The organism is Shewanella sp. SM20, from assembly GCF_025654545.1.
Classification (GTDB): Bacteria; Pseudomonadota; Gammaproteobacteria; order Enterobacterales; family Shewanellaceae; genus Shewanella; species Shewanella oncorhynchi.
Window position 1 is genome coordinate 37,951 of sequence record NZ_JAKKRK010000011.1, and the last position, 19,850, is coordinate 57,800.

Here is a 19,850-nt window from a genome sequence, read left to right on the forward strand (position 1 = left end):
GGCGGCTCTTATTGCTGGAGTAGTAAAACAATGAACAAAGCAAACAGTTTCAATAAAGAAGAACTCATCGCCTGTGGCCATGGGAAATTATTTGGTCCAAACTCACCTCGTCTGCCTGTCGATAACATGCTGATGATAGATAGAATCGTTACTATCAATGATAATGGCGGTGAGTTTGGCAAAGGTGAAATTGTCGCTGAACTCGATATTAATCCAGACTTATGGTTTTTTGACTGCCACTTTATTACCGACCCGGTAATGCCTGGCTGTTTAGGGCTTGATGCCATGTGGCAACTCGTTGGCTTCTATTTAGGCTGGGAAGGCGCAGAAGGCAAAGGACGTGCTCTGGGTGTAGGTGAAGTGAAGTTTACGGGTCAAGTATTACCAGGCGCTAAGAAAGTCACTTATAAACTCAATATCAAACGTACTATTCACCGTAAACTGGTGATGGGTATTGCCGATGCAATCCTTGAAGTTGATGGCCGTCAAATCTACAGTGCAACCGATCTTAAAGTCGGTGTCTTTAGCGATACGTCTACATTCTGATCAGTCTTACTCCAATACACTGAAGATATCAGTACTACAGATATAAAAATGCCCTCATCTGAGGGCAATATGCTGCATTACTTTGCTTGTTCTGGGCTATTTAATCAATGAGTAAAACTCAATTATTTATTAAATAGCCCATTAACTCGGCCATCCACACCTTCACGCCAACCGCCTAACCACTGCGATCGCGAATCAAGATTTGCATATGGACAGAGCTCCTTAGAGCGTCCACCAACCCCAGCTTGGAATCCTTTTGAAAAAGCTCTGTCTAAACGATCTCGTTTTTGTCTTTTCATGCAAGCGTCCTCTGTTCTACATAAAATAGAAGCAAAAGCTTCACCCATAGAAATAGTGCTTTTTGACGCCAAGATCAATCAAAAAATCGGCTATTATACTGACTATTTATTAAACTATTGAGATCCTAGCGAAAAAAAATCGAGGCATTTCGCCTCGATTTTTTTAGTCTGAATTGAAGCTTAAAACTTAACGAATTCGACGACGGAACCACACCAATGGCAAGGTAAATAACCAAGCTAACGTTGCCGCACCAGAACGCTCAAAATTACCGGTATCGGTGCTATCTTCAACAGTACAAGCTTCACCACTGGTAGCCGGTTTAAGTACAACCATACGTGGAACATAAGCCGTTACAGGCTCGCCACTACCACTCAGCTCAAATAGCGGTAAGCCATTTTCACCAATAACTATGTTGCCATCTTTATCAAATTGATAAGAAGGTTTACGAATAAAAGCCGTACCTACGATAGTGCCATCTTCGTTGATACTCGTACCTTCAACCACTAAAATATCAGCGTTATATTGAAGAATTTTACCCGAGCCATCCTGAACTTCGACCTGATGACGTGCCCAGCTACCGTCGTTTGATTTTTCATAACCCTTAGACTCGCAGGTCAGCAATTTATTGATATTGCTAAACTCACCCGTCGACTTCTCATACAGGAAACCCGCTTTGGGGCGTGGCTTCTCTTTATCGTAAGTCGTTTCAACGTAACCAACTACTTGACCTTTATTGTTAATATCCTTGGGTTTACTCGAAAGATCCGTTGCCGTTGAGGCAAAATCATTAGGGGTTACATAGCCAACATCGGGTGTATTAGTATCAAAATAGAAAAACTTGTCGCGCAAATAACCTTGAATATAGCTACGATAACTACCGACAAGAATACCACTATCATTGATGTCATAGGCAATGGAACCTGAAATCGATTCGCCCATTGGGATCCAGTGGTATTTATAATTACCTTCGGCATCCTTAGCCCAATAAGCCGCATCTTGGTGCAACTTATCTGTATTGTTGTTACGATAAACGTGCGAACGACCAACAACCACGCCGTTATCATTCACGCCGAGAGCCTGAGCAGTAAAGGTTAAGGTGTTATCAGCTTTAGGCGTTAACCCTAAAGGCAACTCAATTCCCGTAGCGATATTATTGTCGATTTGCCATACATAGGCACGCGTCTGGTACTGAATGTTACGCGTACCCGTAGAGTTCGGATATTGCTCACGTTGTACACAAACATCCAATGGCAAAGTATTATCCGAGCCTAAACAATAATTAACACGATCACTACCATATTTACTGATAGCAGTACTGGCATAACCAGCCACTAAGTTATTATTATTAATAGCTGTAGCAGCAGACCATCCACCTAACTCTGCGGTTTTAGTCTTATCAGCATTAACAAATTGCGTGTAGGGAGGAACTAATGGAATTTCAGTGCTACCCACTTTTACAACACCGCGGAACTCATAATCGCGGTAATACCAATAATCATCGGTAACATCAGTAGTTGCAGTGTTCTCTGTTTTCTTTTCAGGCGCAGTCATGCTGCCCACTTTAATACCGGCATCATTAATACCGTAATAAAAGGTATCAACAGAGTTAATCACAGCAGTATCATTTGGCGGTGTAGTACCATTAATGCTGTCGAATGTCGGTAACCAAGCCCCAGCTGCACCATTTTCTGCAGCAATAAAAGCAAAGTTATTTGCAACAATGGCAGCGGTAATAGAATAAGTAATGGTTTCTTCTGGTGCGATACCGTCGGCAACATCAATCACGCCGCCTTCGACATCTGAACTGCTGAGTTTTTTCTTACCCTTTGAAATACCGACTAATTCATCATTGGCATTCACACCTAAAGCATAACCGTTACGAGTGCCTTCAAGCGTACCTTTCAGATCATAATTTTCGATATTAACGATTTCATAGACAGGTGCTGCATGGGCACTGTTTAATACACCAAGGACACCTAAGGCAACCAAGGAAAGGGCTTTATCCAACTTTGACTTCATTAATTCTATTCCCATTTTTATTATTGGTTTACTTCAGTGACTCAAGCTCTTCCCAACGCTCGAAGCAAACTTCCAATTGCTTTTCTTTATCAGCCAACTGACTCAATACCTGATTGACTTTATCCTGCGCCTGACTATAAAAGTCTGAATGTCCAATCGTGGTCTGCAATGCGAGAATTTCTGCCTCCAATTGCTCCATCACATTAGGTAGTGACTCTAACTCACGCTGTAGCTTATACGACAGTTTTTTTACCGCTTTCACAGGTTCTGCAGTTTTAACTTCAACGGGTTTAGTTTCAACCGCAGGAGCTTCGACCGCCTTTTGCGAACTAGGTTCCTCAGAATAAAACTTTGCCCCTTGGTTCACGGCATCTTGATAACCACCTACATACTCGCTCCAATGGCCATTACCCGCATACCACCAGCTACTGGTCACAGTATTGTCGATAAATGCCCTATCATGGCTCACTAGCAACAACGTACCTTGGTATTCAGTGAGCAACGACTCTAGCAATTCTAAGGTCTCAATATCAAGATCGTTAGTTGGCTCATCGAGAATGATTAAGTTTGCAGGGCGAATTAATAACTTAGCCAATAACAAACGGTTCTTCTCACCACCCGACAGCGCTTTCACTGGCGTTCTGGCACGCATAGGCGAGAACAAGAAGTCCTGCAAATAACTTAATATGTGACGGTCTTGACCATTGATCGTGATGGTCTTCTTACCTTCACCAACGTTATCTTCAACGGTTTGCTCAGGATCTAACGCTTCACGATATTGGTCGAAATAAGCGATTTCGAGCTTAGTACCGACTTTAATTTCGCCCGATTGCGGTTGCAGCTTCTCGATTAACAGCTTGATCAAGGTTGATTTACCACAACCGTTTGGCCCAATCAGCGCAATACGGTCACCGCGGATAACCGTCGTATTAAAATTTTTAACCAGATTTTTATCGGGCAGATTGAAGTTAAGATCGGTCACATCAAAGACTAACTTACCAGAACGTTCAGTATCCGATACTGCCATTTTAGCATTGCCTTGACGATTCAGACGTTCACTTCGCTCTTCACGTAGCGCCTTCAGTGCGCGAACTCGACCTTCGTTACGGGTACGTCTGGCTTTAACGCCTTGACGGATCCACACTTCTTCATCAGCGAGACGCTTGTCAAACAAGGCATTTTTCTCGGCTTCGACGCGCAGCCATTCTTGCTTACCATCAAGATACATTTGATAGTTGCCCGGCCATGAGGTCACCACACCACGGTCTAAATCGACAATCCGCGTCGCCATACGGGCAATAAAGCCCCTATCGTGGCTGATAAAGACGATAGCGCCTTGATAATCGAGTAAAAACTTTTCAAGCCACTCGATAGTGTCTATGTCTAAATGGTTGGTCGGTTCATCAAGTAACAACAGATCTGGCTCGCTCACCAGTGCTCTGGCTAACGCCACTTTACGCTGCCAACCACCCGATAACTCGCTCAAGGATTTGTCAGGATCGAGTCCTAATAATTCGCAGTTTTGTTGGATGCGAGAATCTAGCTGCCATCCATTATAGTGGTCTAAGGTTTCTTGCAGACCTTGCATTTCATTCAGCATACGATCCATTTGCTCGGGATCGGCATGGGCCACATCGTGGGACAATTGATGATAACGCTCAAGCGCCTCGCCCACTTCCTTTAATCCCGCAGCAATATAAGCGTATACCGTGCCTTGCTCAGCCTTTGGCGGATCTTGTTGTAGGCGGCTAACGGTCACATTACCAGCGATGTTGAATTCGCCTTCATCCAGCAGTACATCACCAGATAACACTTTTAATAAACTCGACTTGCCAGCACCATTACGGCCAACAATACACACGCGCTCACCGCGTTGAATAGTAAAATCCGCTTTTTGTAACAACGGAGTGTAACCATAGGCTAAAGAGCCACTATTGATACGAACCAGACTCAAACTAAGCTCCTGTAAACTCTTGTAATTGCGTTGCGTTAAATGGCCAATGTAATTCTCTACCATCCCAAGCTTTAAGCACAGGGATCGATACGCCATAACGCTGCGCGAGGTATTCATCGTCACAAATATCTATGGCCCGATAGCCAATATCGGCCGCGTCCAGTAAGGCCGCGGCCAGTTCACACAGATGACATCCCTCGGTGTGATATAGCAGATAATGCCTGTTATCTAATTCTGCTTGAGTCAACTCAGGCATGGGTGATAAGCCAAGTATTATGAATATGTGGATTACGTTTGTAGTCCATAGGCAAAGTCACGTCATCAATGTTCTTCACATTAATGTTCATCTTTGTCAGTGCCTCTATGTCCATCTTAAACTTACGTTTATTATTAGAGAACACTAGCTCGCCTGTTGGGCTGAGCAGTTTCACTAAGGATGCCAGTAAGTTCACATGGTCTCTTTGCACATCAAATGAATCTTCCATACGCTTAGAATTTGAGAAGGTCGGCGGATCGATAAAAATCAGATCGTACTGTTCACGGCAATCCCGGATCCACTGCATGCAGTCAGATTGAACAAACTCATACTGCTTACCTTGAAGCCCATTGAGTGCAAAGTTGTCCTTCGCCCAAGCAATATAGGTATTGGACATATCCACCGTCGTCACCGATTTAGCCCCACCAAGCGCCGCATGCACAGAAGCAGAACCTGTGTAAGAGAACAGGTTAAGTACACGGCGTCCCTTAGATTTTTGACCGACTAAACGGCGTGTCAATCTGTGATCGAGGAATAAACCTGTATCCAAATAACCAGTTAAGTTCAGTTTGAACTTAGCGCCATATTCAGTAGTGATAAGCTCTAACTTACGCTCATCCAGCTTTTGATACTGACTCGTGCCCTTTTGACGCTCACGCGTCTTCATGATCATCTTGTTCGGATTGATACCAATGGCCGACGGCAGTGCTAACAAAACATCGCTTAAACGACGCTTGGTTACGGCTTCAGGTATAGTTGCTGGCGCCATATATTCTTGAATAATCACGTAATCTAAGTATTTATCTACTGCGACGTTATATTCAGGAATGTCGGCATCATAAATACGATAGCTGTCGATGCCTTCTTTCTTGGCCCATTTCTCTAATAACTTGGCATTTTTCTTAATGCGGTTAGCAAATGCAGGGGCGATATCGGCAATGTCGACGCCGTCTGGCAGCACTGGTGTATCACGACGCGTACTGGTCGCATGCAAGGTATAAATGTTAAAGGCACATTCTAGGGCACCGTTGAACATCTTCATCTGTTTGTCGGCTTTAAGCTTAAGTGATGATACAAGCTCGATATCACTACACAGCATGGCCACTTTCCAGCCGCCAAACTCTTTCTTAAACTTGTCACCTAGCTGATAGTAAAGCTGCAATAACTCAGACACATTGCCTAAACGTTCACCATAAGGTGGGTTAGTGATCAAATATCCACTTTCTGCAGGCGGCGTTATCGTCAACGCATCTGCAACTTGAAACTCGATTAACTCGAGCACACCGGCATTTTCGGCGTTACGTTTGGCTAACGCGACTAAGCGCGAATCGATATCTGAGCCGTAGAATTTAATCTCGCAACGTTTCACGCCTAATGAGGCACGCGCTTTTGCTTCTTCAACAATTTCTTGCCACACAGCTTTATCATGACGACGCCAATGTTCAAACCCAAAACGGCTACGCTGTAAGCCTGGGGCAATATCGGCCGCCATTAAAGCCGCTTCAATCAGCACAGTTCCACTACCACAGAAAGGATCGAGCAAGGTCGAAGGCGCTGCTTGCCAGCCACTGCGTACTAACATGTTGGCGGCTAAGTTTTCCTTCAGAGGCGCTTCACCTGTGGTCGAACGATAGCCACGTTGATGCAGTGAGGGACCAGAGAAGTTCATCGCAATCGTGATTACGCCATTACGAAAATGGGCATCAACTTTAAAGTCAGCATCGACGCGTGACACATTTGGGCGCTCAACGTCATCGTCCCGGAATCTATCCACAACCGCGTCTTTAATCTTGAGTGCGCCGAACTGGGTATTATTGATAAAACCACCCGTACCATGAAAATCGATACTAAAAGTGCTTTTATTGGAAAAATGCGCCGGCCAATCGACACAATAGGCGGCATTATAAAGTTGCTCTGCCGACTCGCAGCTGCCTTTATAGATAACCAACACGATACGGCTGGCTAAGCGTGTCCATAAAGTAATCCGATACGCTAAAGCTAAGGGGGCAGTGAAATACACACCAGCAACACTCTCTTTTACTTCAGTCGCACCAAATTCTGTCAGCTCTTGGGCTAAGCTATATTCAAAGCCCTTAGGGGCGGCGGCAAAAAAATTAAGCATGGGATAATCAGTACGCAGTCAAAATCAAAGCGACATTATACCTGCTCGAATACATAAAAGATAAACAGTTATTAGTCGAAACCCCATTTAGTCTCATCCTCGACTTAAGATAATCAACGAAAAATCCCTAACTTATGTTTAAATTGTATGAAAGCCCCCCACTCCGCTTTATATTTAAGCGTTCACCACCTTTTTCGATCTTCGTCCTTGCAATGCCAAGGCGCTGCCGTTATAGTCTGCCCCGCTTTGAAGACGGACGCGGGATGGAGCAGCATGGTAGCTCGTCGGGCTCATAACCCGAAGGTCGTAGGTTCAAATCCTGCTCCCGCAACCATTTAAAAGCAAAATAATAAAGTAATACAGATAGATATCGGACGCGGGATGGAGCAGCATGGTAGCTCGTCGGGCTCATAACCCGAAGGTCGTCGGTTCAAATCCGGCTCCCGCAACCACTTTCTATATGTGTTTRTAAWGAGAAACAGCTTATCKGGCTCAACTCCTTATAAACAACAGGCGAAGGTARTCAGTTMAAATMCGRCTMCWGCAACCAATTCTTAGATGACAGAATTAAAACAGTTATTAACAGCAAYAATCGGACGCGGGATGGAGCAGCATGGTAGCTCGTCGGGCTCATAACCCGAAGGTCGTCGGTTCAAATCCGGCTCCCGCAACCACTTCTCTTTAATGTAAGAAAAAAATAACCAGCATAAGCTGGTTTTTTTGTGTCTGAAATTAACCACAGTTAAATATAGGACAGAGCAACAGGCTCACTCGTCGGGCTCAATTCTTTATAAACAACAGGCGAAGGTCGTCGCTGATTTAACATTAGCAATCCAGCTCCCGCAACCAATTCTCTTCATGAAAGAGAAAAATAACCAGCACAAGCTGGTTTTTTTGTATCTAAAATTCGTAATAACCCTCTGTAAAATCCTAACCAGATCACCATGGTAGCTCATCGGATTCAACGACCTATAAACAACCGATGAAAGCCATCAGTTCAAATCATCTTCAACAACAGCGTCCAAAATAAGATTTAAACTGTTCAGCTGACATCAATGCATTTTTTGGATGTCAAATTTCGCCATAAAAGTGTCGGACAATATGACGCCTGCCATAGCACCAAAGGAAACGGTGAAAATCATGATGAAAGGTAGAGGTTTCAAATAAGCGGAAGTGAGAACACCTTGACCGAACCAGTGCAGTAAAAGACCAAGGATCATGACGCCAAAAGCGAGCTTATTCGCGGCAAAAAACATCGGAATTTCGAACGCCCACAACGCTTTATTTTCCTTAAATTGAGCGAAACCGAAATAGAGATAAAGCAGTAATGCCACGATAGCGATAGAACAAACACTGAGTGTATAGCTTAATTGAGATATCCCAGCCAAGACTTGATAGCCAATACGAATAGCATAAATACCGACACCCAACCAAAGTATCAGCAGTGGCAATAAAATGAGTCCCATTTTTTATCCTTAAAAGTTGAGATAGACACACACTTTGCACCTAAAGCGAGCTCTGAAAATAGGCGCTTAATGCTATCCCAGACCTCGGTTCGTGAAGTGAGCGCTTGAAGTAAGTTCTTAGATTGAGCACTTAGCGTCAGATCCTATAGAAAGTTAGGACTTGGAATGAGCGCTTAGAGTCCATTCTTAAAGTAAATGCCTTAAGCAACAGCTAAAATAGCGCCAAGACCAGCATGCTACTTTATCCGCGCCATATGATACACACTGACAAACTCACCATTTCTAAAAGCAAAATCCTTCGACTCACCTTCAATAACAAAGCCAAATTTTTTATACAGACCAATGGCGGCATGATTATCGGTATAAACCGTTAATTCAATTCGTTTTATATTCATCCATTTATCGGTAAGCTCAAGCATCGCGTTAATCAAAGCGCTACCAACACCGCGGCCTTGGTAGCTGTCTTTTACCCCCATTCCAAAGGAGGCAACATGCCTACGACGGGGTTGCTCATACACCTCAAAACCCAACTCGCCGACAATTTCACCTTCAATCTCTGCGACATAGCGACTAATATGATTCGATGTTGCCGCAAGGCGTGACTCCCATTTATCGGTCGATGGCCAAGGGAGTTGTAAGGTACCAGTATAGGCATTTGGGCAGGCATATACGGCTTGAATGGCTGCGGCGTCACGCTTCTCTGCATGCCTAATCGTAATCTTTTCCAATGAGTCCCCTCCATGGTTTTCTAATAAAAAATACCTGTCCGGTTCAACGTACATAGAGCTAAGCACACAGATCTAAATCCACAAATTAGCTTAGGCACAAAGGCGCGAACACTGTGGTAAATCGCAACTTAGCCCGCTTCTTATCAAACCGACTTTACGGATGAAGCTCGCATAAGACAAGTATGAAATTTAAAAAACTATTGATAAACCTAGTTTTTATATGGGTAGATATCAATTGAAATGAGGATTGAAGCACAGCACTATCTCCACGGCCCTATCACCACAACCCAGCCTCGACATCTAGGTTGAAACACTGGGCAAATAAAAACCCGCTCAAGATAGGTTCTTGGCGGGTTTAAGGGATATCGCGACAATTGAGTCGAGCCGAACAGTTCAGCATTTAAATTAAGCTAATATAATCAATAACATTACACTAACTAAACTGAGTCACTGTGTTCTGTCAAAGTGGTAAACGACCATTAAAGGACAGCGCCAACGTAGTACTATCCACGTATTCCAACTCGCCACCTACGGGTACGCCATGGGCAATGCGGCTTATCATCACTTTGTGACGTCTGGCCATATCGGCAATAAAATGCGCTGTAGCCTCACCTTCTACTGTTGGATTTGTCGCTAATATCAGTTCGGTGACATCACCCGATGCCAAATGGCGCTCGAGTAACGCTAAGCCTAACTCTTCTGGCCCCACACCATCGAGGGGCGATAAATGGCCTAAAAGCACAAAGTAACGGCCAGTGAAATGTCCACCCGCTTCAATGGCTAACACATCAGCCGGCGTTTCCACCACACAAATGGTGGAGGAGGTTCCGCGTTTATGGCTAGCACAGATCGGACAGAGGGTTTCTTCAGTGTAGGTTCGGCAAGACTGACAATGACCGACGTCACTCATCGCACTGGACAGCGCACTGGCTAACTTAAGCCCTGCTTTTCGGTCGCGTTCAAGTAACTGAAACGCCATACGTTGCGCCGATTTAGGCCCAACCCCAGGTAAACAACGCAGGGACTGAATTAACTCATCTAACAATGGACTAAATTTCATCGGCTATCTCAATTAAAATGGCATTTTCATGCCTGGTGGTAATTGCATGCCACCAGTAACTTCAGCCATTTTAGTTTTTTGGTTTTCTTCGATTCGACGAGCAGCGTCATTACAGGCCGCAGCAATCAAATCTTCCAGCATTTCTTTGTCGTCTTCCATCAGGCTTGGGTCGATTTCGACTTTACGCACTGTGTGCGCGCCTGTCATAGTCACTTTCACCAAACCAGCACCAGATTCACCCACCATTTCCATACGGGCGATTTCTTCCTGCATTTTGGCCATTTTTTCTTGCATCATCTGGGCCTGTTTCATCAAATTGCCCATACCGCCTTTTCCAAACATAGTCATTTCTCTTCTATTAGGGTTAGTCGCAAGCATTAACGCGGCTAATCTTACTTAAATAAATGGGATTGGCAATCAATGCCGTTATCTTGTTAATAAACTTATGATCTCGATGCAGAGTTTCTCAGCAGCATCACTATAAATATGCACTCGAAGCCTAAATTTAAACCACAACGCTACAAATTAACGATGAAAATTTTACCCAAAGACTCGCCAATAATGGCTAACTCGCGGCCTCAGTTAACTCTGGTAACGCTTGTATTTGCTGACTGCGTAAATTCAACAACTCTGGCGGATACACTAGACTATCGGCATCGAGTTCGGCGCCCATACGTTGGATCAACCATTGCACATTGTCATCATGGATCAATGATTGATGCGCTTGTTGTAGCAACTCTTGGTGGAAACGCTTACGTAACTCTAAGGGCGTTTCCCGCTGTTCATCGATTCCTATGACCACTTGTACCCGTCTTGGGTTCCCGAGCGCGGTAGTTAAGGCTTGCTCAAGCTGCACTATGGCAACATCGGCCGCTAGATGCTTCTGGTTTGGTTTAAGCAGCAACGGCAAAGGATCGCTCAAGGTTTGGCAGACAGAATTAACCGCCAGTTGCCGCACTCGCCCGCCGATCTCTAAGCTCGCCATCAACTTGTACCAATGTAAATCTAATGGATGACCGCTAATAGGTTGAGTCGAACTGAGCGCGATTTGTGTCTCATGCGTATGTTCCACTGCATTCGACGCATTTGTCAGTGCTGTTGTGCTAACCGAAGCAAACTCTGAGCCGGATATTTCTTCTTGACGTACAGCCTGATTTTGAAGTATCTCCGACTTCAAACTTGATGCTGCGAGCTGCCCGTCACTCAGGGATAGAGTGTCATCTTGTGCATGATTAGGTGCGTAACTCGCGCCTAAAAGCTCTTGAGCATGACTGGCTTGAACATTATTTATATCAGTAGCTTGCGCGCTCACAGGCTGAACACTGTCAGTCTTATTGCTATCGACTTGCGTCACTTCGATAGATTCAGCTTCAGGCGCTGCCTCCCAAGGCGGACGATCATCTGCAGCGGACGGTTTGACAGGCTTCTCAGAGATAATTCCAGTTGAAATGACGACTGAAGATACAGCTTGGTGCAGATCGATAGGCTCAAGATCTAAGTCGAAGTCATCATCAAAATCTATCGCTAAATCAGGGTCTAAATTAGATGCTGGATCAACAGAAAATGCCACACTTGGCTGACTCGCTTCAACTTTAGTAACCGATTTAGGTAAGGTTACACCATGTGATTTAGTGTTTGGCGTCTTAAGTTTTGAGTCCAATGACGACTTTTTTTCATCACCGTCCTTAGCACTTAAGGCGTCAAGATCCGATAACAGCGAATCCCGCGCTGCCAACACAGCTGAGAGAATATCATCATCGGCTAAGGATACAGAAGCGGCTTGTTGTAGCGCTTGGTCTTGTATTGAATCTGATACTGAGGTCTGTGATTGAGTGAAGACTTGAGCCACAGGTGCTGACTGACGATCAGCAGAAGCTTGCATGCCTGCAGCATTTGAAACACCTACAGAACTTTGCACACCAACAGAATTTATTGCCTCTTGCGAATCAAAGCCATGGTTAAAGTTATCATCATTATAAGCGCCAGAGGAGACATCAGCATATCCGTCTTGATAGGAATCTAGCGGAGCTGACTCTAGGGCATAATCCCCTATCACTGGATATGAATGCACAGTTTCATTTCCATCAAGACTATTGGCATCATGCCCTAGCTCAAACGCGTTGTTATCGATGTTGTTATCGAAGATGTTCTCTGCAGCAAGGTCTTTGTCAAAAAGAGCTTTATCTACACTGTCATCACACTCAACCGCTGTTGAATTGACAGCAGTTTCAGGCTCTGCCGTATTCACTAGACTCGGTTCGGAAGCTGTTGTGACTAATTCAATTCCTTGAATATTCTGAGTATCAATACTAGCGACCGATACCTCGATACCAGCAACAGATTCTGAAGTGTGTATAAGAGACGCTTGAGCGGTTGATACTGTTTGAGTTTGTGGCTCGACCTCAGCATTCACTATCTCAACGTTTAAGCTGCCAGCGTTAAATCCCTGACTCTGCGCCTGACTTAGAATCACCGCCTGTTCGACAATTAATGCCGCATCCGCTTCGAGCTCAGCATCAAGTGCCTGCTCTGCGGTATCGGCAGGCTCAATTAATGCTGTTTTTTTTTCAGCTGTATGTGATTCAGCAGTATGTGTTTCAGCAAACTGTTGTTCATTTACATCAAGAGCTTGCGCTGCAGCAGTTGCCGCAACTGGCATTTGCCCTGCGGGTAAACTGATCTCAGCGACAGCATCAGGCTGCCAGCGCTTTACTGGCTTTTCCGGCACAAACGCCACAGCGCGTAATAGCGCCATCTCAAGACCCGATTTAGGATCCGGTGCATGGGGTAAGTCTTTGCGGCCTGTTAATAAAATCTGATAATAAAGCTGCACTTGTTCCGGCTTAAGCTGTTCGGCAAACGCGCGAATCTGTGCGCTATACAAGGATTGCTGCGCGCAAGCGGGGGCAAATTGGGTCAAGGTAATTTGATGTAACAACTCAAGTAAACTGCGTAGCACTTCTTGGGCATCTGCGCCGTACGCGAGCACTTGGGCACATGTATGCATTAACACACCAATATCGGCATCGGTTAAGGCGTTAAGCAAGGCAACTACATGCTGTTCATCAATACTGCCAAGCATAGTTTGCACTTGGCTAAGCATCACATTACCGCCACCAAAGGCGATGGCTTGATCGGTCAAACTCAAGGCATCACGCATACTGCCATTGGCAGCTTTAGCCAGCAATTTTAGGGCTTCTGCATCAAAGGGAAACTGCTCTTGGGTCAAAATATGATTGAGCTGAGTGCCAATTTCAGCTTGGGTCAGGCTTTTTAAATTGAACTGCAAACAACGAGATAACACAGTCACTGGCAGTTTCTGCGGATCGGTGGTCGCCAGAAGAAATTTAACGTGCTCGGGGGGTTCTTCTAAGGTTTTTAGCAGTGCGTTAAAACTGCTGCGCGACAGCATATGCACTTCGTCGATGAGATAAACCTTAAAGCGACCACGGGTTGGACGATACTGCACATTGTCTAACAGCTCACGGGTATCATCGACCTTAGTGCGAGATGCGGCATCGACTTCAATCAAATCGACAAAACGACCTTGGGCGATTTCCACACAACTGCCGCAAACACCGCAGGGAGTCGCTGTCACACCTTGTTCACAGTTTAAGCCTTTGGCAAAGAGTCGCGCTAAACTGGTTTTACCAACACCGCGCGTTCCCGTAAACAGGTAAGCATGGTGTAAGCGCTGCTGGCTTAACGCATTGGTCAAGGCATGCAAAACATGGCTTTGGCCAACCATTTGATCAAATGTGGCAGGGCGCCATTTTCTGGCTAACACCTGATATGACATGGAACTCCCCAGAGTATGTGATACAAAAGCGGGAGCATGCGCCCCGAGAACTTTGAAAGATAACATGCCATGATTTGACATGCCATCAAACTATCCCAAGGCGCCTTTAGCTGCAGATTTATTCGCCTTCAAACTCACAAAGTTTAACCAACTCAAGCCCTAATGCGGTTAAACGGGCTTCACCGCCTAAATCAGGTAATGAGATCACAAAGGCCGCATGTTTAACTTCACCGCCGAGTTGGCGAATGAGTTTAACGGTTGCTTCGATAGTACCGCCAGTGGCGAGTAAATCGTCAACAACGAGCACTTTGTCATTTGCGCTAATCGCATCAGTATGAATTTCTAGGCTATCGTGACCGTATTCTAGTTCATAGCTTTGGCTGATGGTTGCACGCGGCAATTTGCCGGGTTTACGCACAGGTACAAAACCGATACCCAATTCTAAAGCCAACGGTGCACCAAATAAGAAACCACGGGCTTCAGTGCCCACAATTTTGGTAAAGCCTTGACCACGATAATGTTCAACTAACAAGTCGATGGTCGCTTTATAGGCTGCTGCATTCTCAAGCAAACTGGTGACATCTCGAAATAAAATCCCTTCCTTAGGATAATTAGGAATCGTTTTAATGCTTTGCTTTATCAAGGATAAGGTTTCTGTATTCATAGCCATCATATTTGCTTAATAAGTTACTTAATCAATTCACCAACCTAGCGGTGGCGGTATAAAACAAAACGTCCACACTGGGTGGACGCATTGTCGAAAGTCGGACAAAGCTTATGCCGCTTTAGTTTTAGTTGCAACAATCACAATGCACAAGTGATGGAAAGGTTATCAATTTGTGCCTTAGATCAAACACTGTTGGCTCTCAGTTAAATCGCCTCAACAAGAACACGACTAAACTTTCAGTCACAGCACTTGAGCCCATTCAATCACTCAATCATCCCTCTATTTCAGGTATACCTTTAAGATACCAAAGTAGGATCAACGCCATGACAAACAGCAGACCTTTTACCCAAAGGATAGGGACCACAATAATACTGACACTAAAACTGAGTGCGCTAACTATCATGGCTTTGCGTTTCAATCCCTTACGCATTGCTCGCTGCTCTTGCCACTGGGTTAAGGCATCGGCAAACCAGGGATGTGTCATCAACCAATGGTGTAAACGTTCACTCGAGCGGGCAAAGCAGAAGGCAGCAAGCAAGATAAAAGGCACGGTCGGCAATATCGGTAGCACGATACCGACTAAACCTAAGACTAAAGCGGTTAAGCCTAACAGTAAAAATAATCCGCGCTTTAATACCATAGGTTTAAATGCCCTTTATCGAAAAAACAAAAGCCACTCGAAGAGTGGCCAATAGGCTATGCGCTAAAGATTAACGCTCGCTTAAATTAAACCTAAATGCTTTAACCAAGACAGACTTGCTGGCAGAGTCGGCAACAGTAAAACTAAAATAAAACCAATAAAATACAAAAAATTAAATGGGTCTTTGAACGGCTGACTACTCATTACAGCTCCTCTAGTATGTGCAAGTATAAGTGCGCAGAAATCGTACAGTGATTGAGATCACAAAACGGCCGACATTGTAGCGGTTTGTCAAATTAATAAAAACCCTCTAAATGTAGGGTTATTGCATTTATTTCGGCAATTATCCCAACCTTAAGACTGACGTCCGCGCACTATCCCTTTGGCCGCTAATTGCTCGAGTAACTGCATACAACCTTGTTCAATAATCTCTGGCGCCATTTGAGGATAAGTAGTTGTTAACCAATCAACTATCTCTTTAAAACCCGCTTGGCCTTGAGCTTGAAGAAATGCCAGCACCTGCGCGCTTAAGGGATTTAACTGTAAGAAGCACACTTCACAATCGGCATCTTGATAGAGACAAAAAAACACTGGCGTATCGAGTTGTTGCTGCGGACGATAATCCTGACGAATGTGCTGCACCTCAAAATGATACTGCGCTACCCTCGCCGTCTGCGACAAACATAAAGCCTGCGTCGACATTTGCGCTGAGCTGAGTTGAGATTCATCCTCACTCGCCTGTGCGACCGCAACGGCCAACTCTAGCCATTCATAGTGCGCTAATTCGAGCATAAAAACAGGATCATTTGCCGTAGGCTGATATTCCTGCTGTAAAAAATCTAAAAACTCACCCGCGATATCGATAAAAATGGGCGATTGGCAATCATGTTGACTGAAAAAACGCTGCACCAAAGTCAGCCATTCCTCCTCAGAATACAAACTTTTAAGCACGGGGAAGCCGTTCGACACAAATCCCAGCACATTATTAAAAAATAACTCGCGGTAAACCTGCATACGCCGGACATCAGTATCCGCGGGCAATGGCGAAGAGGGATCGCGGATATAATCGATAAAGGATTGCTGCACTTGCTTAAAATCCATTAGGCGCTCCTCTTTACGGCATGAGCGCTATTTTGGGCATGGGAGTTGGACGCCGCCATTTGATAACCGTGAATTTGATTTATCTCGAGCAACAATTCAGCGGTTGTCGGCAAATTAAAGTCACGCTCAAGCAAAGTCGGTTTTACCCCATGCAAAGCATAACAGCGCTGTAATAATGTCCAGACGGGATCGTTAATGGCGGCGCCATGGGTATCAATGAGCAGATCTTCAGCTTGTTTGTAATGCCCAGCAATATGCAAATAGGCGATGCGCTCCGTCGGCATGGCCTGTAAAAAGGCATCGGCATCGTATTGATGGTTTATCGAGTTCACATAGATGTTGTTCACATCCAGTAGCAGTTTACAATCTGCTTCTTGCAGCACGGCATTAACGAATTCAAGTTCTGTCATTTGCGCACCTGGAGCGGCATAAAAAGACACATTTTCTAAAATGAGCGGCCGCTCTAAAATATCTTCTACTTGCTTAACCCGCGCCGCCACATGCTTCACTGCAGCGTCGGTAAAAGGGATAGGCATTAAATCATATAAGTGACCTTGCCCTGAGCAATAACTTAAATGTTCGGAATAGACTTGGATTTGGTGTAAATCCATAAAGGTTTTGATATTTTTTACAAACGCGAGATCTAAGGGTTCAGGGCTACCAATGGATAAACTCAAACCGTGGCAGTAGAAAGTATGTTGCTCAGTCAACTCACGAAATTGGCGGCCAAATTTACCACCTAAGGTCATCCAATTCTCAGGCGCTACTTCAAAAAAATTAATAGCATCAGGCACCTGTAAACAAAATTCACTGAGCATTTCTCGTCTTAATCCCAGCCCTACCTGTGCCGTATTTTTTTGATCATTCATAGAACCTCACGAACGCTAACCTGTAATCGCTTAAGAATAAAACACAAGAGACCAGCGCTGGCTGGCCTCTTTAGGCTCAATTATCCCAATAACTGCAGGGATAAAACAAACCCGCTTTACTTCACTTCTTTTTTAACGGCTTCGACTTTAGCATCCACTTTTTCGGCGGTTTTCTTCATATCAGCGCCACATTTCGCTTCACCACACTTACCTTCATGGGCCTTATCAGCGGCTTTCTTCATGTCAGCACCGCATTTCGCTTCGCCACATTTCCCCTCATGAGCTTTATCTGCAGCCGCTTTTTTCATCTCAGCACCGCATTTAGCCTCACCACACTTACCTTCTTTGGCTTTTTCAGCGGCGGCTTTCTTCATGTCTGCGCCGCATTTGGCTTCACCACATTTGCCTTCTGAACCGACAATTTGATAGCCCGCATCCATAGCTTCAAAACCAAATGGGTTAGTTTGTGCATTGACAGCAAAAGCTGAACTCATCACAACTGAACCTAACGCTACTGCAACTGCTGTTTTTTTAACTGAATTCATAAATAATCCCTTCTTGTTTATTGAGTAATAATGACCAACAACAGTTTAAGTAGCTGGCTTACAACAAAAGACCTGCCTTATTTCGATTCTATTGCAAAAAATATCACTAAGTCACAGAAATGGTAAAAATATCCTGCTAGGACAATCAGTTTAGCTTGGATTTTATTTATTGGCGTACCTATTCATCCTCCTTCACAAGGCCACTTTGTAACTTAGGGCTGATAAGGTAGAATGCTCGCCCTTTGCAACAGATATGGGTTTACTGCAGTGCGTGTGATTTTGGCTCCAATGGAAGGCGTAGTAGACGCTTTGATGCGTGACATCCTATCGACCATCAATCCCTACGATTTGCTCGTCACCGAATTTGTGCGAGTGGTAGACCAACTGCTGCCTGAAAAGGTCTTTCTCAAACTGTGTCCTGAACTGCTCAACAACGGCAACACCCCTTCAGGTACGCCAGTACGAGTACAATTGCTTGGTCAAGAACCCCAATGTATGGGCGAAAATGCCCTGCGTGCCATTGAGCTAGGCTCACACGGTGTTGATGCAAACTTTGGCTGTCCAGCAAAAATTGTTAACCGCAGTAAAGGTGGCGCCGTATTATTGCAATATCCTGAGAGTGTGCACGATATTGTCAAAGCCATGCGTCAAGCAGTACCAAAAGAGCATGCCGTAACGGCCAAAATACGTTTGGGCTACGAAGATAAGTCACTGTTTATGGAAAACGCCATTGCTGTGTATGAAGCCGGTGCAACTGAACTTGCCATCCATGCGCGCAGTAAAGTCGACGGTTACAGACCGCCAGCCTACTGGGAATACATCACCGAAGTGCGCAAACGTTTGCCGATCCCGGTGATCGCCAACGGTGAAATTTGGAACAGTGACGATGCTAAGCGTTGTATCGAGGTCACGGGCTGCGACAGTATCATGATCGGCCGCGGGGCAATTTCATTGCCGAACTTGGCTGATACTATCAAGACAGGAGCCACTCCTTATACTTGGGCGCAAACCTTAGGGCTCATGCTCAGTTATACCCAAAGGGAACTCAATGGCCGTAAAAGTGACTATTATCCAGCCCGGATCAAACAGTGGTTTACCTATCTCAACCGTCAATATCCCGAAGCCGATACCTTGTTTAGGGAACTGCGAGTCTTTAAAACAACGGAAGAAATTGTCCGCGTATTAGAAACAGCGCAACGGAACTTATGCGACGAATAATCGCAACGATATATGTGATAAAAGGGCTTTTGCCGTAGCACATATAATGCGATAAGAATGAAGTACTTTTTCGATTTTTAACGGCTAAAAAACCGAAAATGTGGCAGATACTTGATCTTTATCATAGTCGTTGATAGTGGAACTATTAGACTGGACGCCTAGAGTCAAATGAAATAGGCGATTTTACGTGAGCACCACCCATATCAGACATGAATTGTCAGAGCTTGAAGCTAATCTAAGGAAAGAAATAGGCGCGCTCCCTCTGTTCCTCGAAGCCATAGGGGAGCATTACGCTAGCCTGAGTCTGGCAGAATTAATTGATAAATTGGCTCAGACACCACTGGCTGAACACCCACTATTTTGCCGATTAAATAAACTTGATGCCGCCTTTTGCCAGCTCGACTTAGGTCTCTACGGTCTTTGCTCGGATTGTGAGGCAGAAATTGAAAGCGAACGCTTAAGCCAAGATCCCACCGAACAACGCTGCACCTCCTGCGCCGAGCATTATCAGCATGAACACCGCCACGAACTGCGCCTCACGCATTGATAGCGCTCATTCG

Annotated in this window: 19 protein-coding genes and 3 tRNA genes; 6 read left to right on the forward strand and 16 right to left on the reverse strand. The window is 44.9% G+C overall.

The features are described 5' to 3' along the window. Nucleotides 1-30 precede the first annotated feature (30 nt). Nucleotides 31-546, forward strand: a complete 516-nt coding sequence (gene fabA / locus L5M18_RS06560) for a bifunctional 3-hydroxydecanoyl-ACP dehydratase/trans-2-decenoyl-ACP isomerase (RefSeq protein ID WP_028759638.1) — start codon at nt 31-33, stop codon at nt 544-546. Nucleotides 547-668: 122 nt separating this feature from the next. Here the strand turns inward: fabA and rmf are convergent, their stop codons facing one another. From rmf to rlmKL, 5 genes are all read right to left on the reverse strand, one after another. Continuing rightward, nucleotides 669-845, reverse strand: a complete 177-nt coding sequence (rmf, locus tag L5M18_RS06565) for a ribosome modulation factor (protein ID WP_006082074.1) — start codon at nt 843-845, stop codon at nt 669-671. Between the two features lie 187 nt (nt 846-1,032). Next, entirely contained in the window at nt 1,033-2,865 is a 1,833-nt protein-coding gene (locus L5M18_RS06570; RefSeq protein WP_263196308.1) for a DUF3466 family protein, read from the reverse strand. 28 nt (nt 2,866-2,893) lie between these two features. Further along, entirely contained in the window at nt 2,894-4,819 is a 1,926-nt protein-coding gene (locus L5M18_RS06575; protein ID WP_173497384.1) for an ABC transporter ATP-binding protein, read from the reverse strand. 1 nt (nt 4,820) lies between these two features. Then, nucleotides 4,821-5,075: a glutaredoxin family protein gene (locus tag L5M18_RS06580; protein ID WP_168827464.1), complete on the reverse strand. Its 255-nt coding sequence runs from the start codon at nt 5,073-5,075 to the stop codon at nt 4,821-4,823. Beyond that, on the reverse strand, nt 5,068-7,197 hold the full coding sequence (rlmKL, locus tag L5M18_RS06585) for a bifunctional 23S rRNA (guanine(2069)-N(7))-methyltransferase RlmK/23S rRNA (guanine(2445)-N(2))-methyltransferase RlmL (RefSeq protein ID WP_168827462.1): 2,130 nt from the start codon (nt 7,195-7,197) through the stop codon (nt 5,068-5,070). The genes L5M18_RS06580 and rlmKL overlap by 8 nt, the downstream gene beginning before the upstream one ends. 257 nt (nt 7,198-7,454) lie before the next feature. Between rlmKL and L5M18_RS06590 the strand changes: the two genes are divergently transcribed. The 3 genes from L5M18_RS06590 (at nt 7,455) to L5M18_RS06600 (ending at nt 7,871) form a co-directional block, all read left to right on the forward strand. Next, nucleotides 7,455-7,531: transfer RNA gene (locus L5M18_RS06590), tRNA-Met, on the forward strand. 41 nt (nt 7,532-7,572) lie between these two features. Continuing rightward, a tRNA-Met gene (locus L5M18_RS06595) sits at nt 7,573-7,649 on the forward strand. 145 nt (nt 7,650-7,794) lie between these two features. Then, nucleotides 7,795-7,871: transfer RNA gene (locus L5M18_RS06600), tRNA-Met, on the forward strand. Nucleotides 7,872-8,249: 378 nt separating this feature from the next. On the opposite strand, the gene L5M18_RS06605 is transcribed toward L5M18_RS06600, so the two are convergent. The 11 genes from L5M18_RS06605 to L5M18_RS06655 all read right to left on the reverse strand — a co-directional run bounded on the left by L5M18_RS06605 (nt 8,250) and on the right by L5M18_RS06655 (nt 18,072). After that, entirely contained in the window at nt 8,250-8,663 is a 414-nt protein-coding gene (locus tag L5M18_RS06605) for a hypothetical protein (RefSeq protein WP_263196309.1), read from the reverse strand. A gap of 236 nt (nt 8,664-8,899) precedes the next feature. Beyond that, complete coding sequence (locus L5M18_RS06610; RefSeq protein ID WP_006082080.1) at nt 8,900-9,391, reverse strand: GNAT family N-acetyltransferase; 492 nt, start codon at nt 9,389-9,391, stop codon at nt 8,900-8,902. A gap of 460 nt (nt 9,392-9,851) precedes the next feature. Next, complete coding sequence (recR, locus tag L5M18_RS06615) at nt 9,852-10,451, reverse strand: recombination mediator RecR (protein ID WP_028759631.1); 600 nt, start codon at nt 10,449-10,451, stop codon at nt 9,852-9,854. Between the two features lie 12 nt (nt 10,452-10,463). Continuing rightward, a complete protein-coding gene (locus L5M18_RS06620; protein WP_028759630.1) occupies nt 10,464-10,793 on the reverse strand; it encodes a YbaB/EbfC family nucleoid-associated protein in 330 nt (109 codons plus the stop codon). Nucleotides 10,794-11,016: 223 nt separating this feature from the next. Next, on the reverse strand, nt 11,017-14,331 hold the full coding sequence (gene dnaX, locus L5M18_RS06625) for a DNA polymerase III subunit gamma/tau (RefSeq protein WP_263196311.1): 3,315 nt from the start codon (nt 14,329-14,331) through the stop codon (nt 11,017-11,019). Nucleotides 14,332-14,368: 37 nt separating this feature from the next. Further along, complete coding sequence (gene apt / locus L5M18_RS06630; protein WP_105252212.1) at nt 14,369-14,920, reverse strand: adenine phosphoribosyltransferase; 552 nt, start codon at nt 14,918-14,920, stop codon at nt 14,369-14,371. Between the two features lie 268 nt (nt 14,921-15,188). Beyond that, entirely contained in the window at nt 15,189-15,557 is a 369-nt protein-coding gene (locus L5M18_RS06635; protein WP_263196313.1) for a YbaN family protein, read from the reverse strand. A gap of 81 nt (nt 15,558-15,638) precedes the next feature. Beyond that, complete coding sequence (locus L5M18_RS06640; RefSeq protein WP_006082086.1) at nt 15,639-15,761, reverse strand: hypothetical protein; 123 nt, start codon at nt 15,759-15,761, stop codon at nt 15,639-15,641. A gap of 150 nt (nt 15,762-15,911) precedes the next feature. Beyond that, complete coding sequence (locus tag L5M18_RS06645) at nt 15,912-16,658, reverse strand: DUF2063 domain-containing protein (RefSeq protein ID WP_263196315.1); 747 nt, start codon at nt 16,656-16,658, stop codon at nt 15,912-15,914. Next, the gene (locus tag L5M18_RS06650) at nt 16,658-17,527 is read right to left on the reverse strand and encodes a DUF692 domain-containing protein (RefSeq protein WP_263196316.1); all 870 of its coding nucleotides are present in this window, start codon (nt 17,525-17,527) and stop codon (nt 16,658-16,660) included. Before L5M18_RS06650 ends, L5M18_RS06645 begins: the two co-directional genes overlap by 1 nt. 116 nt (nt 17,528-17,643) lie before the next feature. Next, nucleotides 17,644-18,072, reverse strand: coding sequence for a hypothetical protein (locus L5M18_RS06655; protein WP_028759624.1), 429 nt, complete (start codon nt 18,070-18,072; stop codon nt 17,644-17,646). Between the two features lie 267 nt (nt 18,073-18,339). Between L5M18_RS06655 and L5M18_RS06660 the strand changes: the two genes are divergently transcribed. Next, a complete protein-coding gene (locus L5M18_RS06660; RefSeq protein ID WP_105253104.1) occupies nt 18,340-19,290 on the forward strand; it encodes a tRNA-dihydrouridine synthase in 951 nt (316 codons plus the stop codon). Between the two features lie 187 nt (nt 19,291-19,477). Next, on the forward strand, nt 19,478-19,837 hold the full coding sequence (locus tag L5M18_RS06665; RefSeq protein WP_028759621.1) for a TraR/DksA C4-type zinc finger protein: 360 nt from the start codon (nt 19,478-19,480) through the stop codon (nt 19,835-19,837). Nucleotides 19,838-19,850 lie beyond the last annotated feature (13 nt).